Origin of the sequence: Bacillus sp. FSL W7-1085 (assembly GCF_038595035.1) — a bacterium.
Taxonomy (GTDB): Bacteria; Bacillota; Bacilli; order Bacillales; family Bacillaceae; genus Bacillus; species Bacillus altitudinis.
Map to the genome: position 1 here is coordinate 3,146,344 of NZ_CP152000.1, position 16,335 is coordinate 3,162,678.

The window sequence follows — 16,335 nt, forward strand, 5'->3', positions numbered from 1 at the left end:
TGCCGTTTTTCGGCACAGCTTATTGAATATCTGGCTTTCCTTCCTGTTCTTGCAGCACATCACCAAGAAGTTGTTCTACTTTTTCCAAATGTGTAAGCATCGCCCTCTCCGCTTCTTCTGGCTGCTTGTCCATGACAGCTTGATAAATACGTTCATGGTCTTTGTAAAGCTGACGTATGGACGCTTTTCTTGAAAATAACACGATTTTTCTCGTTTCCCGCATCGTTTCAATTAATAAGGATGAGACCTGATTCATTAACGCCGCCAGTAAATGATTCTTTGAGGCTTTAGCGATGGCAAGATGAAATGTAAGGTCTGCCTCTTCACCAATTTCTTTATGCGCTTCTGCACGCTTCATTTGTTCTAGTGCCTCATGCAGTCGATGGAGGTCCTCGTCTGTCCGCAGCAATGCTGCCTTTTTGACAGCACCTGATTCAATGATTGATCTCACTTCAAGAAGCTGCACGATATCCTGCTGCTTCATCAAAAAAGCAGGAGATAAACAAAATGTGAGCTGCTCAGGATCGAACTGCTTCACATATGTGCCTTCTCCTTGCTTCATCTCTATTAATCCGATCGCTTTCAAAGCGGACAGCGCCTCTCTCACAGCGGAACGGCTGACTTGAAAGTTTTCAGAAAGTGCTTGAACCGAGTCTAATTTTTCCCCCGGAAGTAGATCTCCCGTCCGAATGGATTCGATTAATGCATCCGCAATTTCTTCATATATTTTTTTCGTTTTGATTTGTTTATATTTCAATTGGTCTCACCTCATCACTGTTGTCTATCCTATCGGCTCATGCCCTATCTTATACTTTACCCCAAAATTCCGATCACACGTCTTCCCTTTTCTCAATTCTCAAGAAATCTGCCACCGCTCTTCCAATCATCAAAAAAGAAGCACGTGCCATTGTTTCTGGCATGTGCTTCTTTTTAATCATATCGCTTCCGCAGCGTGGAAGACGGAAGGTTCATTTGTTCACGATATTTGGCAATGGTTCTGCGAGAGACACGGATACCAAAGGTTTGCTGAAGCTGCGTCATGATTTGCTGATCCGAATACGGTTTTTTCTTATTTTCTGATTGAATCAGCTCTGCAATGTGGGTCTTCACTGTGTAGCTGGATGCTTCTTCAAGCGAATGCCCTTCTAGTTTCGCTTGGAAAAACTGTTTCATTTCCATTAACCCATAAGGGGTCTGCACCATTTTCCCTTTGACTGTTCGACTCACTGTCGACTCATGCACTTGTAATATATCTGCAACCCGCTTCATCGTAAGCGGTTTCATTTTATGCTTCCCGGTCAGGAAAAAATCAGTCTGTTGTAAGATAATCTCACGAACGACATTTGTCATCGTTTGTTTTCTCTGCTTCAGCGCTTGAACAAGCCAATTGTACTGCTGATGCTTTTCCTTTAAATATGCATATGCTTCATGCCGCTTTTGATCTTGAATCATGGCGAAATACCCTTCATTCATTTCAATGTCCGGAAAAGCACGCTGGTTCAGCTCGAATGTGATGTGACCTCCCGCAGCTGTAATCAACACATCTGGTTCTATATACACATCCTGGTCTTCATAAGAGAAATGAAGGCCTGGTCTTGGTTCGAGAAGCGACACCTCATCTTGTATGGCTTGCAGGGTTTTCAACGGCATACCTGTTTTAGCTGCGATTTCCTTCCAAGCCTTCCTTGCGAAAAGAAAGAAATGCCCTTCGATGATCAGCTCTGCTTCATACCAGCGATCCTTTTTTCGTCTAAGCTGGAGCAGGATGCATTCTTGCAATGATCTAGCGCCAATACCGGCAGGCTCTAATGATTGAAGCTGATGAAGAACGGCCTCTACTTCTTCTGCCGAAGCCTGTAACACAGCGGCCATTTGGTCAACCGGTTCATTTAAATAGCCATTGGAATCAATGGACTCAATCATGAATTGAAAAATCCTTTGATTCTTTTCACTTAAATTCAAATCAATGGCCTGTCTCTTTAAATACATTTGCAGGCTTTCTTTTTGATGCGTACGATACGGCTCTGTCATTCGATCTTGCGTTCTTTTATGATAAACTGGTTGATAGCTGTCCGTGTCTTTCCGCTCAATCAGAGGGTTCTCAAGCGCTAACTGATCAAGATACTCACCCAGCTCTGCACAATTCAATTGCAGCAGCGTAATCGCCTGCCTGAGTTCTTGCGTGAGTACCTGCTTTAATACTAGTTCTTGTTGCAGTTTAAGGCTCATTGTCTCCCCTCCCTCTCATCATTTTACATGAAGATTGACGGACCGTATATACGAAATAGGAGTGATTCCCATGTCTGAACTTTTTTCCGTTCCATACTTTATCGACAATTTAAAACAGCACATTGCCATGAATCAACATGAAGACAAGATTCATGCCATGAACGCTTATTATCGGTCGGTGGTTTCTACACTTGTGCAGGACCAATTGACGAAAAATGCTGTTGTCTTGAAGCGAATTCAGCATCTCGATGAAGCGTACCAAAAGGTGAAAAAAGAAAGCGAATAAATGGACGAAAAACAACACCCTTTCTCATGATTGCAAAGGGTGTTTTTCATGCAGGAAAAGCTTTTGATCCAGCTTCGATTTGTACATCATCAAAAAACCGGACCGCCCTACAGTATAAATGATAAAGGCAAACCATAGTCCGTGATTGTGCCATATCGGAATGACTGCCGCCTGAACAGCCACAAACAAAATCATCGCAAACAGCATTGAATTCCTAACAGGAGCAATTTCTGTCGCACCTGTGAATACACCATATATCACCAAGCCAAAGCAAGCAGCAAACGGATAAAGAACGAGCCAATCGGCATATTGCAGTGTCACATCAAGAAGCTGAGGCAAATTTGTAAACAGGCTCAAAATCGGTACTTTAAAGAAAAAGTAACCTGCCGCAATGACACATGCCATCACAACTGCCCATTGTCTCGAAAGGGTTAAAGTTTTATCATAAAGCGCTCGGTCGTTCGCACCTACTGATCTACCGACAAGGATGCTGGACGCATTGGCAAATCCATCGAACAAATAGGCCATGATGTAGTGAATTTGAAATAAAATGGCATTCGCCGCCAATTGCTCCGTTCCGAAAGAAGCTCCCTTTGCTGTAAACATGTTGATCACAACAAGCAGACAGATCGTTCGGATAAATAAGTCTTTATTCACATGAAACATTTTCTTTACTGCACGTGTGTCAATCACCTGCTGGATAGACGGCATCCGAAAACCGTTTGACGTATGCTTCAAGATGATCCAGGCCCCTAACACAAAAGCAGTGAGTTCAGAAATCAAAGTCGCCGCTGCCACACCTTTGACGGCAAAAGAAAACGCATGAACTAAGATCAATGCCAAGATCATATTCATGACATTGATCAAAATTTGTAAAGAAAGGGCTTCTTTCATTTTTGCCATCCCCATCAGCCAGCCGAGTATGACGTAATTCATCAAGGTAAATGGCGCTCCCCAGATCCGAATATGAAAATAGGCCGCTGCATATTCGCGCACATCAGCAGCAGGAGAGATGATCCATAATGCGGATTGAATAATGGGCCATTGAAGAGCAATAAAACAAAGCCCGACGATAATAGCCAGCAAAAAAGGCCTTAGAAAAGCAAGAACACCCTGCTCCTCGTTCTGCGCTCCGTTTGCTTGGGCGGCAAAAGCAGATGTACTTACCCGTAAAAAGCCAAACAGCCAGTACAATGTACTAAAAATGAGACTGCCGACTGCGACGCCTCCTATATAAGCGGGGTTGGCAAGCTGGCCAACAACTGCTGTATCGACAGCTCCAAGTAATGGCGTGGTCATCGTTGAAATGGTTAAAGGGATCGCCAAAGCTAAATATGCTCGATGGTTCACGATGCCACCTGCCTTTCATGAAAAATAGCCTCTCTTAAAAGAGGCATTGAGGGAATGAAAAAGTTAACGAACCGGCCTGCCAATCGTTCGAGACAAAGGGTGGCTGGCGAGCGTTGCCTCCTTCATTTTCAGCACAGCTTCGTGCTCTGATAGAAAGAAATCATCCTTCGATTGAAACTGAGCCACAAGTTCACCCTGATCAAGAATCGCTAATTGATCACTTAAATGATAGGCCGCTGTCAAATCATGTGTGATAAATAAGTATGCAAGCTTCAGCTCTTTCTTTAATTCGACTAACAAATCTAAAATGACTGCCTGCGTAACCATATCTAAGCTACTGACTGATTCATCCAGCACAATGAGCTTTGGCTGAAGCACCAGTGCTCTGGCGATGTTGATCCGCTGTAGCTGGCCGCCGCTAAATTGGTATGGGTACTTGGACAAATCCTGCTCACTGAGCCCTACTCTTTCTAACCAGTGAATGAGTATATGCTGACGTTTTTTACGGGTCATTGGTTCATAGTTTTCAAGCGGCTCAGATAGAATTTGTTCCACTGTCCACCTTGGATTCACCGCTGAATATGAATCTTGAAATACCGCTTGTACATGTCGGCGGAAATGCTGATGTGTCCGCTGATCTGCACGAATGATATCCTGACCTTCAAACAGAACTTGTCCGGCCCTCGGCTTCTCTAGTCCAAGGATGATGCGGCCGAGTGTACTTTTCCCTGCACCACTTTGACCTAATAACCCTAGACAAGTGCCTTCTTCAATGGTCAAATGAACGTTTTTCAGGACAGGGGCTCTCCCTTTTGTCCTCATCAGAAACGATCGGTTGCCATATGAATGACTAACTGCTTTCACTTCTATTAAATGCAACGGTCTTCTCACCTCAAATCGTGCAAACAGCTGGCATGGATGGACGAGCTGCTAAAAGTTTCTTTGTATAATCATGCTTGGGGTGTTCAAAAAGCTCAAGAACTTCAGCCTTTTCAACGATTTTTCCTTGTTTCATCACCACGACCTCGTCTGCCATTTCTGCAATCACACTAAGATCGTGGGTAATGAGCAAAATCGCCGTTCCGTATTCATGACGAATTTGATTCAAGTGCTCAAGCACCAGCTTTTGATTGTGTACATCTAATGCGGTTGTCGGTTCATCTGCGATGATCAGAGGCGGATGCATACAGGCAGCCATCGCAATCATGACACGCTGGAGCATCCCCCCGCTTAATTCAAAAGGGTACTTACTCAGTAATTGATCTGGATGCGGCAGGTTCATTTTCTCTAAGGCTTTCATTGCCTGGACCCGTGCCTGCCTTTTACTGACAGCTGTATGCCGGCGGATTGTTTCAATCAATTGATGTCCAATCGTCCATACAGGCGTAAAGCTATTCATTGGATTTTGCATAATATATGAGAGATCTTTGCCACGAATAGACCGCATATGCTGTTCACTCAAACCGATCAATTCTCGACCTTGTAGAGTGATACTGCCAGTCACTTCCGTTGTTTTTCGATCAAGCATGTTTAAGATCGACATACTTGTCACCGTTTTTCCGCATCCGCTCTCACCAATTAATCCAACAATTTGACCGCGCTTTACCTCAAATGCTACTTCCTGAACGAGAGAAATGGTTCCTTGCGGTGTTTTCGTATGCACATGCAGGTTCTCTATGTTTAAAATAGACTCTTCCAACTGACTCATTCCTTTACACACGACGTTTGATGCCATATTTCTCTGAAAGGGCTTCTCCCAGTAAGTTGAATAGAATGACCACAGCCATAATCACAAGGCCCGGATAAAGCATCAGCTGAGGATTTGTTTGAATATAAGATTTTCCTTCATGGATCATCGCTCCCCATTCAGGCGTAGGTGGCTGAACCCCTAAGCCTAGAAAAGACATGGCGGAAATGTCCATAATCGCCCAGCCCATTTCAAGTGTGCCCACAACTGCGAGTGGCGGCAGTACATTCGGAATCATATGCTTTCTCATGATATTCCAATGGGAAGTACCGCTAATCTTCGCAGCTGCAATAAAGTTTTGTTCTTTTAAACTAAGCACCATCCCTCGAAAGACGCGAGCATAATACACCCACTGCACAAGCATCAAAGCCAGCACCACTTGAGAAAGCCCCGGTCCAAAAATACCGACTAATCCAAGGATCAGTACCAAATTCGGAAATGCCATGACCCCGTCGCACAATCTCATCAAGACGTGATCGATCCAGCCGCCTTTATATCCAGATATCAGCCCTACGATTAAACCGATAGATAGAGAGGAAACAAAGATTAACAACGCACAGCCTAGTGAAATACGAGCACCATATAGAATACGAGATAAATTGCATCTTCCCAATTGGTCGGTGCCTAGAGGATACTCCCATGAAGATCCCTTTAGTTTCATTGCAAGATTAACAGTCGCCGGGTCATGCGGAGCGATCCATGGTGCACATACCGTCACAATGAGCAGGAGACCGAGCAGCACCACACAGATCGAGATCATCTTTTGATGATAGAAGAGGTGTTTTACTTTTGTCATCATGGCTGGCGGCCTTCCTTTCTAGAAATACGGGGGTCAATGAGCAGCTGAAGGAGATCAACCATCAAGCTACTTAAGATAAAGATACACGCCGCCATCAACACATAAAATTGAATGACCGGCAGATCACGGTTAAAGATCGCTTCTATAAAAAATCGTCCAAATCCAGGCCATGAAAAAACAGCCTCTACAATAATAGTCCCTGTGAGCAGCTTGCCAAGATTCACGCCAAGTCCTGTCAGCATTGGTGATATCGCCATTCTGAAGACATGTTTGAACATAATCGATTGTTCCTTTAGCCCTCTCATTCTCGCATATTGAACAAAAGGCTCGTGAAGCGTCTCACTCACACTCGCTCGCAATAATCTCGTATACATCGCAATTAACGGCACAGCCAGTGTAATGGATGGCAGTACAAGATGTTCCCATGTACCAACACCTTCAACAGGTAAAAGATCGAGTTTCACTGAAAAAAAGAAGATGAGCAAATATCCCAAAACAAAGGTCGGGATAGATGCTCCTAGGAAGGAAATCATCCGGCTCACATGATCTACAACGCCATTTTTTCTCAACCCGCTGAAAAAGCCCAGTGGAATACTGACACAAATTGCGATCAGCAGACTAGTGAACGCCAATTGAATCGTCGCAGGTATTCGATAGATCACCTCATCAAGCACAGGCTGATTGGTCATATACGACCGCCCAAAATCAAGACGGACGACTTTTCCAATCGTATGAAGGTACTGCATGTAAAAAGGTTCATCTAAACCAAATTCACTTCGTTTTTGGGCTAATACCTCATCAGTAGGCTGAATATGAGCCGCTGCTAAATATGCCTCCGCTGGATCAACTGGTGACAGATGAATCATGCCAGTTGTGAACAGTGTGGCTAGTAGAAATACAGGAATGATGGATAACATTCGTTTGATGATATAGCGGCTCATTTGCTTACCTTCCTTCTGTTACTTCAGCTTGATGCCTGTGAAAGGATGTTCATCTCGATTCGCAGGGAAATCAAAGTCCTTCACATCTTTTTGATAAACAGCTGTCTTTTTAAAATAAGAGATTGGCACAATCGCCCCTTGATCTTGCAAGGAAGATAAGACGGACGAATAAAGTGCTTTGCGTTTGTTTTCATTAGTTGTTGATGGAATCTCTGTCATTTCTTTGATCAGCTTATCTTTATTCGGATACGCTGAGATCGCCTCTTTGAATCCAAAACCATCTGATGAGACAACGTTCATAAATGTATGCGGATCATACGGCGCTCCATAATTGCTAAAGAAGTTCATATCAAATTTATTCGCTTTAAACCGCTGAACCTGCGTCGCCAGCTCGACACCTTCAAGTTTGACGCCGACCCCAATGGCTGCCCATTCTGCCTGCAGTGTTTCAGCCATTGTTTTTTGAATCGATTCTGCTGAGTCATACATCATACTAAACTCAAGCGTTTTTCCGTCTTTTTCGCGTATGGTTTTTCCTTTTGGAAGCGTCCAGCCTGCTTCATCCAGTAAAGCCTTCGCTTTGTCCACATCATATTGGAAAGATTTCACCCGGATGCCTGACGTATATGGCATGTTTGTCGGCAAGATGTGATCCGCTACATCCTCTAAGCCAGATGTCACACCTTCCACCAATGATGTTTTATTGATCGCATACTGAAGCGCGTGACGCACTTTCTCATCTGACAGCTGATCGACTTTTGTGTTCATGACAAGCTGTCTAGTGGCTATGGGCTCTGACATCTTCGTTTCATACTTGCCGCTCGCCTCTAATTGTTTAAAAGCATCGAGGCTAATCGTTCCTTCTCCATAAAGTAAATCTACATCGCCTTTTTCAAATGCCATCACTCTTGTTTCGGCATCTGGAATGACCTTCACTTTGATTTCTTTGACTTTTGGTTTCTCTCCCCAGTAGTGGTCATTTCGTTCAAAAATCGCGTAATCATCTTTTTTGTACGTCTTTAATACCCAAGGACCTGTCCCCACTGGTTTTTCGATTCCTTTTGATGTATCTCCGTTTTTCGGAAAACCTGCTTCGCCTAGGAAACGAACGGGGCGCACAACAGCTAACTCTTGAACAGTTGGATAATAAGGCTCAGTTAATGTGAGTTTAAACGTTTGCTTGTCCACTGCTTCTGTCTTTTTGATTTTCTTTATGACACCTAACCAGCTATGTACTTCTTTGTTTTTTAAAATCGTATCAAAATTCTTTTTCACAATATTCGCATTAAATTTAGATCCATCTGAGAACGTGACATTGTCTCTAAGATGGAACGTATACACCTTGCCATCCTTGGAAACATCCCATGATTTTGCTAATTCAGGTTTAAGCTTTCCATTTTTTTGATAGCTCACCAATGGTTCGTAAATCATGGATTGGGCAAACAATTGTGATGGATTGTATATGTGCGGATTCATTTCGCCAATATCTCTTGGCCATGCCATGGTGATCATATCGGGATGATCCTTGTCTCCACCTGCTCCATTATTTGCTTGAGAACAGCCTACTAGTAAGAAGATCAGTAGGATAGGTAATATTGTATTTATTTTAATTTTCAGAAATTTATTCCAAATAAACATAAGTTGCTCCCCCTAATTGATGCTGATAATCATTTTCATTTTAAGGAGGAAGGACTCTGTTGTCAATATCATATTTGATACGAAATGACAATATACATTCCTTATTATTCCACAAATTAAGGGATTTGTTAAAAAGAGAGGCAGGCTGCTGATGAACGAGCAGCCTATGAGGAGGGTAATGCTTTCTTTTGCAGGGCGTTGTACAGTGTATCAATGACAAGCTCCTGTTCTGCGTCTGTCATGCTTGTACCAGATGGCAGGCAAAGACCTGTCTCAAATAACAACTCAGATGCAGGGACTTCATCGGCTGTTGTATAAAAAGGACAACCATGAAAGAGCGGCTGCTGATGCAGTGGCTTCCATACACGCCTTGCTTCGATCTGCTTTTGTTCTAAAGCATCTATCATCTCTACTGGAGACATCTGTACATGATGATCAATGGTGAATGTGGTCAGCCAGCGGTTTGATGTGGTTTCTTGATATTCTGGCATAAATTGAAGGCCCTCAATATCGGCTAAAGCATCTTGATAACGCTCGAAAATGCGGCGTTTTTGCTGAACACGCTCCTCTAACACTTCCATTTGTGCAATTCCTACACCTGCGAGTAGGTTGCTCATCCGATAGTTATATCCCTCCTCTTGATGTTCATAGTGTAGGGCATGTTCTCTTGCCTGTGACGCGAGAAATCGGCAGCGGTCGATGGCTGCTTCATCATTACTGACAAGCATTCCGCCTCCTGATGTTGTAATGATTTTATTTCCGTTAAAAGAGTACACACCGAACTTGCCCATTGAACCGCTTTTTCTTCCTTTATATATACTGCCTAACGATTCAGCCGCATCTTCAATGATTGGCACATCATATGCCTCACACACCGCTATGATTTCATCCATTTTCGCACTTTGTCCGTATAAATGAACGACAATAACCGCACGGGGTCTTTTCCCAAGTCGTTTTGTTTCAGCGAAGGCTTTCTCTAACGCCAGCGGACACATATTCCATGTCTCTTTTTCTGAATCAATAAAAACAGGCGTCGCTTGTTCATATAAAATAGGATTTGCACTGGCAACAAATGTGAGAGTGGAACAAAAGACCATATCTCCCTTTTGAACGCCAATGAGTTTTAAGGCAAGGTGAATGGCTGCTGTACCTGAAGACAATGCCGCTCCACTCTTCACGCCTGCATAATCCGCGACCACTTGCTCAAATTCATTTACAAGCGGTCCTAATGGTGCAATCCAATTGCTCTTAAATGCCTCCTCTATTTTCATCTGTTCTTTTCCACTCATATGAGGAGGAGATAAGTAGATTCGTTTCCTGTCTCTCATGATTTCCCACCTTCTCTTCGATCTTTGATCTCAATTGCAGGAACGCCTACGGCGACTTTCTGATCATGTATATCTCGGGTCACTGCCGCTCCTGCGCCGATCACTGCCCAGCTTCCAATGGTTCTGCCAGGTATGACAGCAGCCCCAGCTCCAATATGAGCACCCTCTCGCACAGAGACACAGCCGGTGAGCACGGCTCCCGGGGATAGGTGCGTAAAGGATTCGAGAAAGCAGTCATGCTCCACGATAGAACCGGTGTTGATAATGGCATGCTCACCAATCACTGCATCTGCTTGCACAACAGCCCTTGCCATCACAACCGTTCCTCGGCCAATCTTCGTTGACGAGCTCACAACTGCCTCTGGATGAATCAGTGTGGCAAATGCCCTCTCTTCAAATGCGAGACGTTCTTTGATCCTCTGTCTGATTTCGTTTTGCCCAATGGCAATCAGCCATTGCATATCAGGTTTTTCCTCTCTTACCTTTTGACTCATAGAAATTGGACCATAAAGAGTACCGGTTTGAGTGTCAGCCTCCTCAAATCGATCGTCTAATACAGCACACAATGAGTAATCAGGATGCAAAAAAATCAACTCCTGAATGACCTTGCTGTGTCCGCCAGCCCCTATTAAGCCAATGGGCTGCTCTTTACGTATCGGTTCCTTTGAATTTTTCAGCTGTTGCATGATTTGGCTGCTGCACCCCTTCTGTTTTGATGACTTTCAGCAAGGTCATCCATAAGATTTTCATATCGAGCCAAAACGATTGGTGCTCTACATACCAGAGGTCATAGGTGAATTTCTCCTCCCAAGAGAGAGTATTCCTCCCATTCACCTGGGCCCATCCAGTGATACCAGGCTTCACAAGATGACGCTTCGCTTGCTCCTCTGTGTACATTTGTAAATACTCCATTAAAAGCGGTCTTGGTCCAACGAGACTGATTTCCCCTTTGAGTACATTGACAAGCTGCGGCAATTCATCAAGACTGAGCTTACGAATAAAGGCGCCGGTTTTTGTTAATCGAAGATGGTCTGGAAGCAGTACGCCATGTTCATCGCGTTCCTCGGTCATCGTCCGAAATTTATAAAGCATAAACGGCTGTCCGTACAGACCAGGCCGTTCTTGTCGAAACACCACAGGCGCTCCGATTTTCCACCGAATGAGTCCATAGATGAGAAGGAAAAGGGGGCTGCCTGCGATGAGCAGGGTCAAAGCCACGACCACATCTATTATTCTTTTCATCATTGCTTCTCCTTTCCACACTAGCGAGAGACAGAGCGTTCAATAGCAGCTTGTTTCACCTTACGCATGAGCTGTATCCGCTCTTGTTTTGTTCCTGCAAATTGATACAAATAGCCTAAGTAGAGAACGAAACATATTCCGCCAATACAAAATAGCTCCCACCATCTCGTCACATCATACACAGCCTGAATGCCGGCACAGATCCCCCATATAAATAGAGCCCCAAACAGCGGAACGGCTGTATGTTTGTAAAAGATGGTACTTTTCTGTTTCGTGATCTTGGCTGTATACAATGGGAGAAAGACGATATTTTTCATCAATAAAACAACGGCCCCTGCTGATGCAATGCCATATAACCCAAGCTGAAGTAGGTGAGTCAGTCCATAGGCTAACAGGACATTGGAACCGCCTAATATGAGTGTCACAACCGCCGGCACTTTAAATCGGTTAAAGGCAGTCGGTACATAGGTCAGCGGTAAAAACATCAACGTGAAACACAAATAAGCCGCATGAATCATCAGCAGCCATTTTAGCTCCTCAAAGGCTGGTCCAAGCCATAACAGCATGAGCGGACCGGCAAGACCTCCTAACAGAGCCGCGGGGAATGCCACAAATAAACCACTCCATTTCATGGCATTGGCGGCGTATTGAATGAGCCCCTGCTCGTCTTGATTTGAATATAATTTTGTGATCGTTGGCGCAAACACAACCGCAAGTGTCCCTGCAAGGGTGCGCAATAATAATGGAAATTGTAAAATGGCGGCATACTGTCCAGTCGCTTCTGCCCCAATCAGTAAGTTGGTCATCAATAAATCGATTTGTAAAAACAACAAAATGCCCATTTGCTCAAATGAATGCCACACCCCTGATCGAACCAGCGTGAGACTTGAAGATAAAGAAACGTACCGCCACTTAAACGAAAACCAAGGAATGAGTTTCTTAAAATAATAGAGACCCATTCCCAAAGCGGCGAAACTCCCCATAACGGCTGCAAGCGGAATATGCCAAATGGCTGGTGTCGTCACAGTAAATAACAGCACAATCACAAGCGCCCTGCCAAACATCTGAATGGCCTGTCCAACACTCGACACATATAATTTGTTCGCATAAAACGGTGCCGCCCCAATACCAGACATGACGAAATTGAGCATAAATAAAAGACCCCCTAACACAAAGGCGATCTGTGTATCTTTTGCAAGACGAGCAGGCACATGGAGCCAGTCAACCAACTGCTGAGACATGAATAGACAAAGTAAAAAAAGACAGATGGATAAAAAAAGAGAACTGACAAAATAGGAAGCGAGATAGCGCTGCGCTTGTTCCATCTCTCCTTTATGAGCCGCAACAGAAAAAAAACGCACCACCACAGCACTTAATGAAGCCGTAATGACCGATAAATAATTGATCATATTTTGCGTCAGATGAATCAGACCAAACGCTTCCACTCCAAGTGTATGAACAATGTAAGGCGTTAAACAAACAGACATCAGCATCATCAAGAAAAACGTCATCACATTTGCACTGACATTGTAAAGAAACGCACGGTTCATGGTGATTTCACGCAGTGTTTAAGGGCCTTCATCCAACTTCCTCTCCCTTTTGTCCGCTTGTTTTCATATGCTGATGAATGGCCTTTTTCACCGCTTCCTCCGTTGGTTCCTTCAAAAGGGTCATAAACGGCAAGTGCGCTACCCATTCATATCCTTCCATGACTTTATGATCAAACGACCTGATGACAACACACGGTGTATGTGTGATCGCACAAAAGATCATGCCATGCAGTCGATCTGTCACGACGACTTGTGCCTGACTCAACTGCGTCCATAACGTGGATAATTCCTCTAAACGAGTCGTTCGATTCACTCGCTTACCAATGGTCGTTGTGATAAAACCAACTTGATCATACGTTTCTTTGATATGCTCCTGCAGTTGTTCTCGTTTCTCTTTCGTGAGATATGCCTCCTTATCCTCACGCAGACAAAGCAGCACTCCTTTACGGGTTTGATTCTTTGATGTTTCGTCTAATGTCAGGACCATATCAGGCTGTTTCCACACCTCTTTATTAGGAAAATGCTTCTTCATCCATTGATAGGTGGTTTGATCTCTTGCCATCAAGAGAAGCCTCGGGTGTTGCTGATATGCTTGAATAGCGCGGCGTTCTTCTCTTTTCCCTCTCTTTGTTTCTGTAAAATGAGCAGTAGCGGGCAGCTGAATAACGGGATAGGACTTAAAGGCGTTCATGATAAATTGTCTTGTCCATTCTTCATATCGATATAAATCGCCCATGTTGCCCCCGCCGATAATAAAGACAATGTCCTCTGGGTGCCGTGCGTGCTTCAGCGGACGTGCTAGACGATACATCTCCTGCATGTCTACTTCTATGATTTGATAGTCTGGAAAGTGCTTTTGTAAAAAACAGAAGCTAGCATAGGCAATCGCATGATCACCTAAGTTGTCATGTGCCGGCAGCAGCGTGAGAATGATTTTCTTCTGATGACGCAGCTCTGGAAATCTTTGGCGGCTCAACCTATATTGAAGTGGATACTTGACCTTTAAGAGCAGCCACTCTGCGGCATGTGCTTTTAATTGCTGCAATGTCACACTCATCACCCCGATTTTCTCGTTTGATATTCAATCCATTTTTGATAGCTTGAAGCTGCGGCAGAGAGCGGATACACCCACTGCATCCTAGCAAGGAATAAGATCATTCGCTTTCGCACAGTCAGCTTCGATGGTTCCACTTGTTTCACAGCCTTCTGAAAAGCTTCATGTGTCACCATTTCACGCATATGACCAAGCTTTTTTTGAAAGGAAAGGGAATTTTGACTCTTCCATTCATTGAGCATACAATGCAGCGTATGATTCACGATAAAAAAATAAAAAGCCTTCTCATATGGTGTCAGCTCATCATGCTCTTTTAAAAACAAACGCTGCGCGTCATAAAACGCCAGTCCATGCTGAAAATACTGCTTTTGATATCGCTGGACAATGGATGACAAATGAACCCGGTAATAATAAAGCGGCTCATGAACAAAGGCAATGACACGTGATAAAGAAAAACAGCGCAGCGTGACATATTGATCTTCAATATTCTCAAGCTCACCTCTCAACGGAAAACGAATATGATGCTTTTCGATAAACGCCCGCCGATACAGCTTATTCCATGAGAATCCCGTGATCTCACCATGTAATAACGATTCTATTAAACTTGTCTTATCGGCTTCCTGCTGAGCTAACAGCGTCGTCGGTATGATCCGTTTTGACTGTTCAAACTGAATCCAATATTCACTGACAACAAGATCGGCACCGGTGTTTTCGGCTTCTTGATATAAAGCCTCACAGTATTGAGGAGCGAGAACATCGTCTGAATCAACAAAGGCAAGATACGTTCCTGTTGCTTCTTCTATGCCCCTGTTCCTCACCGCTCCCAGCCCTTGATTGGTTTGGTGAATCACCCGAAATCGCTCATCACGCGCAGCAAACGCTTCAAGGATGTCTCCACTGTGATCGGTAGATCCATCGTTAATGAGGATGACCTCTATATCTGAAAAGCTTTGGTCTGCAATCGATTGAAGACACTGCTCCACATATTGACTAGTGTTATAGACTGCGACCAATAGACTGATAGCTGGCATGACAGCAAGCCCCACCTTTCTTCAAATCTACTTTGTAAAAATCGTTCGGTACGGTAAAACAGAAGAATCAAACGGCATCAGCATGATGCTGTACAAAATATAGCAAACCGCAATTCCGATATACATAAAGAAATTGGTTCGCTGATCAAAAATCCGTGTGAAATAAGGCAGTAAAATGAGCTGATACAGACCAAAGTAAATATGAAATCTTGCATAAATGACATCCTTCGTTGCAAGGATGCCAAACAAAAATCCAAGCAAGCAAAAATTCACAATATAATCACTCTCTGGCGTCAGCTCACGAAGTCGTTTTCGACAAAAGAACGCAAGCAATAACGGTAAAATCAAGACACCAATTTTCGTCACATTCATTCCATTCGTATTCGTTGTCAGCCACTCCTCGTAATGACCATAAGAACTCCCTTGCAGCATCACCACAAACACGGAGACAAAGCGGTCATACAGAGCGGTTAAGCCTAGAAAAATCATACATAACACAAGCATCATCCAAGACCATGCCTTTGTTCTGACAATGAAATAGACTGGAATCATAATGAGTGCCGAGGAATGAAATAGCGCGCATACAAGCACGAGCGGAAAATACCATTTCCACTGACCTTTGATGACAAACTGGATGGCATAAAAAAGAATCGCTGCCACCATATACTGCCGCATGCCATTAAACGAAGCGTAATAATGAAATGTGCCGAGAAATAGTAGCATACTAAGCTCAAATGGCCGTCCATATCGCACAAGTGTTTTGATAATAAAAAAATAGGTGATGATCCCAACTGTGATATACATGATTTGCGGCTCATGTGACAGTTGATTGAGCATCCATAAGATCAATGTAAAGCCCGGATCAGTGGCGGCCTTGTCTACACCGAATCCGAAAATATGCCAAGGCTTGTCATAGTTGACGGAGAACTCATACATTTGTCCATAGGTTACAAAATCAGTTCCTACTTTGTAGCGTATGCCCGCCACAATACAAAGAAATAAAAATGGAAAAAACACCAGAAGCTTGTTCGGCCGCCAGCCGCTTTGTATGGTATCATCACGTCTGCCATAAAATGCAGCAAAGCTCGACCATAAATAGACCATGATCATGTTCACCAAATAAACCGCCATCTGCCAATC

Annotated in this window: 16 protein-coding genes; 1 reads left to right on the plus strand and 15 read right to left on the minus strand. The window is 43.8% G+C overall.

All coding sequences use genetic code 11. The annotated features are described in order from the left end of the window. Nucleotides 1-19 precede the first annotated feature (19 nt). Entirely contained in the window at nt 20-757 is a 738-nt protein-coding gene (locus MKY11_RS16445) for a FadR/GntR family transcriptional regulator (RefSeq protein ID WP_274660561.1), read from the minus strand. A 173-nt stretch (nt 758-930) separates the two neighbouring features. After that, on the minus strand, nt 931-2,229 hold the full coding sequence (gene rpoN / locus MKY11_RS16450; protein WP_024719845.1) for an RNA polymerase factor sigma-54: 1,299 nt from the start codon (nt 2,227-2,229) through the stop codon (nt 931-933). A 70-nt stretch (nt 2,230-2,299) separates the two neighbouring features. On the opposite strand from rpoN, the gene yvfG reads away from it, so the two are divergent. Beyond that, nucleotides 2,300-2,515, plus strand: coding sequence for a protein YvfG (gene yvfG / locus MKY11_RS16455; protein WP_017359206.1), 216 nt, complete (start codon nt 2,300-2,302; stop codon nt 2,513-2,515). 24 nt (nt 2,516-2,539) lie between these two features. Here yvfG and MKY11_RS16460 read toward each other — a convergent pair whose 3' ends face one another. The 13 genes from MKY11_RS16460 to MKY11_RS16520 form a co-directional block, all read right to left on the minus strand. Beyond that, a complete protein-coding gene (locus MKY11_RS16460) occupies nt 2,540-3,865 on the minus strand; it encodes an MATE family efflux transporter (RefSeq protein WP_342501613.1) in 1,326 nt (441 codons plus the stop codon). A 63-nt stretch (nt 3,866-3,928) separates the two neighbouring features. Beyond that, nucleotides 3,929-4,744 carry a dipeptide/oligopeptide/nickel ABC transporter ATP-binding protein gene (locus tag MKY11_RS16465; RefSeq protein WP_178897333.1) on the minus strand — a complete coding sequence of 272 codons (816 nt, stop codon included), beginning with the start codon at nt 4,742-4,744 and terminating at the stop codon, nt 3,929-3,931. A gap of 13 nt (nt 4,745-4,757) precedes the next feature. Further along, complete coding sequence (gene nikD / locus MKY11_RS16470; protein WP_178929878.1) at nt 4,758-5,573, minus strand: nickel import ATP-binding protein NikD; 816 nt, start codon at nt 5,571-5,573, stop codon at nt 4,758-4,760. Nucleotides 5,574-5,577: 4 nt separating this feature from the next. After that, a complete protein-coding gene (gene nikC, locus MKY11_RS16475; protein ID WP_039169186.1) occupies nt 5,578-6,411 on the minus strand; it encodes a nickel ABC transporter permease subunit NikC in 834 nt (277 codons plus the stop codon). After that, nucleotides 6,408-7,352, minus strand: coding sequence for a nickel ABC transporter permease subunit NikB (nikB, locus tag MKY11_RS16480; protein WP_045034029.1), 945 nt, complete (start codon nt 7,350-7,352; stop codon nt 6,408-6,410). The genes nikC and nikB overlap by 4 nt, the downstream gene beginning before the upstream one ends. An 18-nt stretch (nt 7,353-7,370) precedes the next feature. Further along, the gene (gene nikA / locus MKY11_RS16485; RefSeq protein ID WP_144666089.1) at nt 7,371-8,990 is read right to left on the minus strand and encodes a nickel ABC transporter substrate-binding protein; all 1,620 of its coding nucleotides are present in this window, start codon (nt 8,988-8,990) and stop codon (nt 7,371-7,373) included. 164 nt (nt 8,991-9,154) lie between these two features. Beyond that, nucleotides 9,155-10,318 (minus strand): DegT/DnrJ/EryC1/StrS family aminotransferase, encoded by a 1,164-nt coding sequence (locus tag MKY11_RS16490; RefSeq protein ID WP_342501614.1) that lies wholly within the window; start codon nt 10,316-10,318, stop codon nt 9,155-9,157. Further along, nucleotides 10,315-11,004, minus strand: a complete 690-nt coding sequence (locus MKY11_RS16495; protein ID WP_096881875.1) for an acetyltransferase — start codon at nt 11,002-11,004, stop codon at nt 10,315-10,317. The genes MKY11_RS16490 and MKY11_RS16495 overlap by 4 nt, the downstream gene beginning before the upstream one ends. Next, the gene (locus MKY11_RS16500; protein WP_017359198.1) at nt 10,967-11,560 is read right to left on the minus strand and encodes a sugar transferase; all 594 of its coding nucleotides are present in this window, start codon (nt 11,558-11,560) and stop codon (nt 10,967-10,969) included. Before MKY11_RS16500 ends, MKY11_RS16495 begins: the two co-directional genes overlap by 38 nt. 20 nt (nt 11,561-11,580) lie before the next feature. Beyond that, nucleotides 11,581-13,110: an MATE family efflux transporter gene (locus MKY11_RS16505; protein WP_342501615.1), complete on the minus strand. Its 1,530-nt coding sequence runs from the start codon at nt 13,108-13,110 to the stop codon at nt 11,581-11,583. 28 nt (nt 13,111-13,138) lie between these two features. Beyond that, the gene (locus MKY11_RS16510; RefSeq protein ID WP_342501616.1) at nt 13,139-14,167 is read right to left on the minus strand and encodes a polysaccharide pyruvyl transferase family protein; all 1,029 of its coding nucleotides are present in this window, start codon (nt 14,165-14,167) and stop codon (nt 13,139-13,141) included. Then, nucleotides 14,167-15,195, minus strand: coding sequence for a glycosyltransferase (locus MKY11_RS16515; RefSeq protein ID WP_025208004.1), 1,029 nt, complete (start codon nt 15,193-15,195; stop codon nt 14,167-14,169). The genes MKY11_RS16510 and MKY11_RS16515 overlap by 1 nt, the downstream gene beginning before the upstream one ends. Nucleotides 15,196-15,222: 27 nt before the next feature. Next, the gene (locus tag MKY11_RS16520; protein ID WP_024719852.1) at nt 15,223-16,326 is read right to left on the minus strand and encodes an EpsG family protein; all 1,104 of its coding nucleotides are present in this window, start codon (nt 16,324-16,326) and stop codon (nt 15,223-15,225) included. Nucleotides 16,327-16,335: the final 9 nt, after the last annotated feature.

Excerpts from the sequence above, each read along its gene's own strand:
- rpoN (WP_024719845.1), bottom strand. The coding sequence starts at position 2,229 with ATGAGCCTTAAACTGCAACAAGAACTAGTATTAAAGCAGGTACTCACG.
- yvfG (WP_017359206.1), top strand. The coding sequence starts at position 2,300 with ATGTCTGAACTTTTTTCCGTTCCATACTTTATCGACAATTTAAAACAG.
- nikD (WP_178929878.1), bottom strand. The coding sequence starts at position 5,573 with ATGAGTCAGTTGGAAGAGTCTATTTTAAACATAGAGAACCTGCATGTG.
- nikC (WP_039169186.1), bottom strand. The coding sequence starts at position 6,411 with ATGATGACAAAAGTAAAACACCTCTTCTATCATCAAAAGATGATCTCG.
- nikB (WP_045034029.1), bottom strand. The coding sequence starts at position 7,352 with ATGAGCCGCTATATCATCAAACGAATGTTATCCATCATTCCTGTATTT.
- nikA (WP_144666089.1), bottom strand. The coding sequence starts at position 8,990 with ATGTTTATTTGGAATAAATTTCTGAAAATTAAAATAAATACAATATTA.
- MKY11_RS16490 (WP_342501614.1), bottom strand. The coding sequence starts at position 10,318 with ATGAGAGACAGGAAACGAATCTACTTATCTCCTCCTCATATGAGTGGA.
- MKY11_RS16495 (WP_096881875.1), bottom strand. The coding sequence starts at position 11,004 with ATGCAACAGCTGAAAAATTCAAAGGAACCGATACGTAAAGAGCAGCCC.
- MKY11_RS16500 (WP_017359198.1), bottom strand. The coding sequence starts at position 11,560 with ATGAAAAGAATAATAGATGTGGTCGTGGCTTTGACCCTGCTCATCGCA.
- MKY11_RS16505 (WP_342501615.1), bottom strand. The coding sequence starts at position 13,110 with ATGAACCGTGCGTTTCTTTACAATGTCAGTGCAAATGTGATGACGTTT.
- MKY11_RS16510 (WP_342501616.1), bottom strand. The coding sequence starts at position 14,167 with ATGAGTGTGACATTGCAGCAATTAAAAGCACATGCCGCAGAGTGGCTG.
- MKY11_RS16515 (WP_025208004.1), bottom strand. The coding sequence starts at position 15,195 with ATGCCAGCTATCAGTCTATTGGTCGCAGTCTATAACACTAGTCAATAT.
- MKY11_RS16520 (WP_024719852.1), bottom strand. The coding sequence starts at position 16,326 with ATGGCGGTTTATTTGGTGAACATGATCATGGTCTATTTATGGTCGAGC.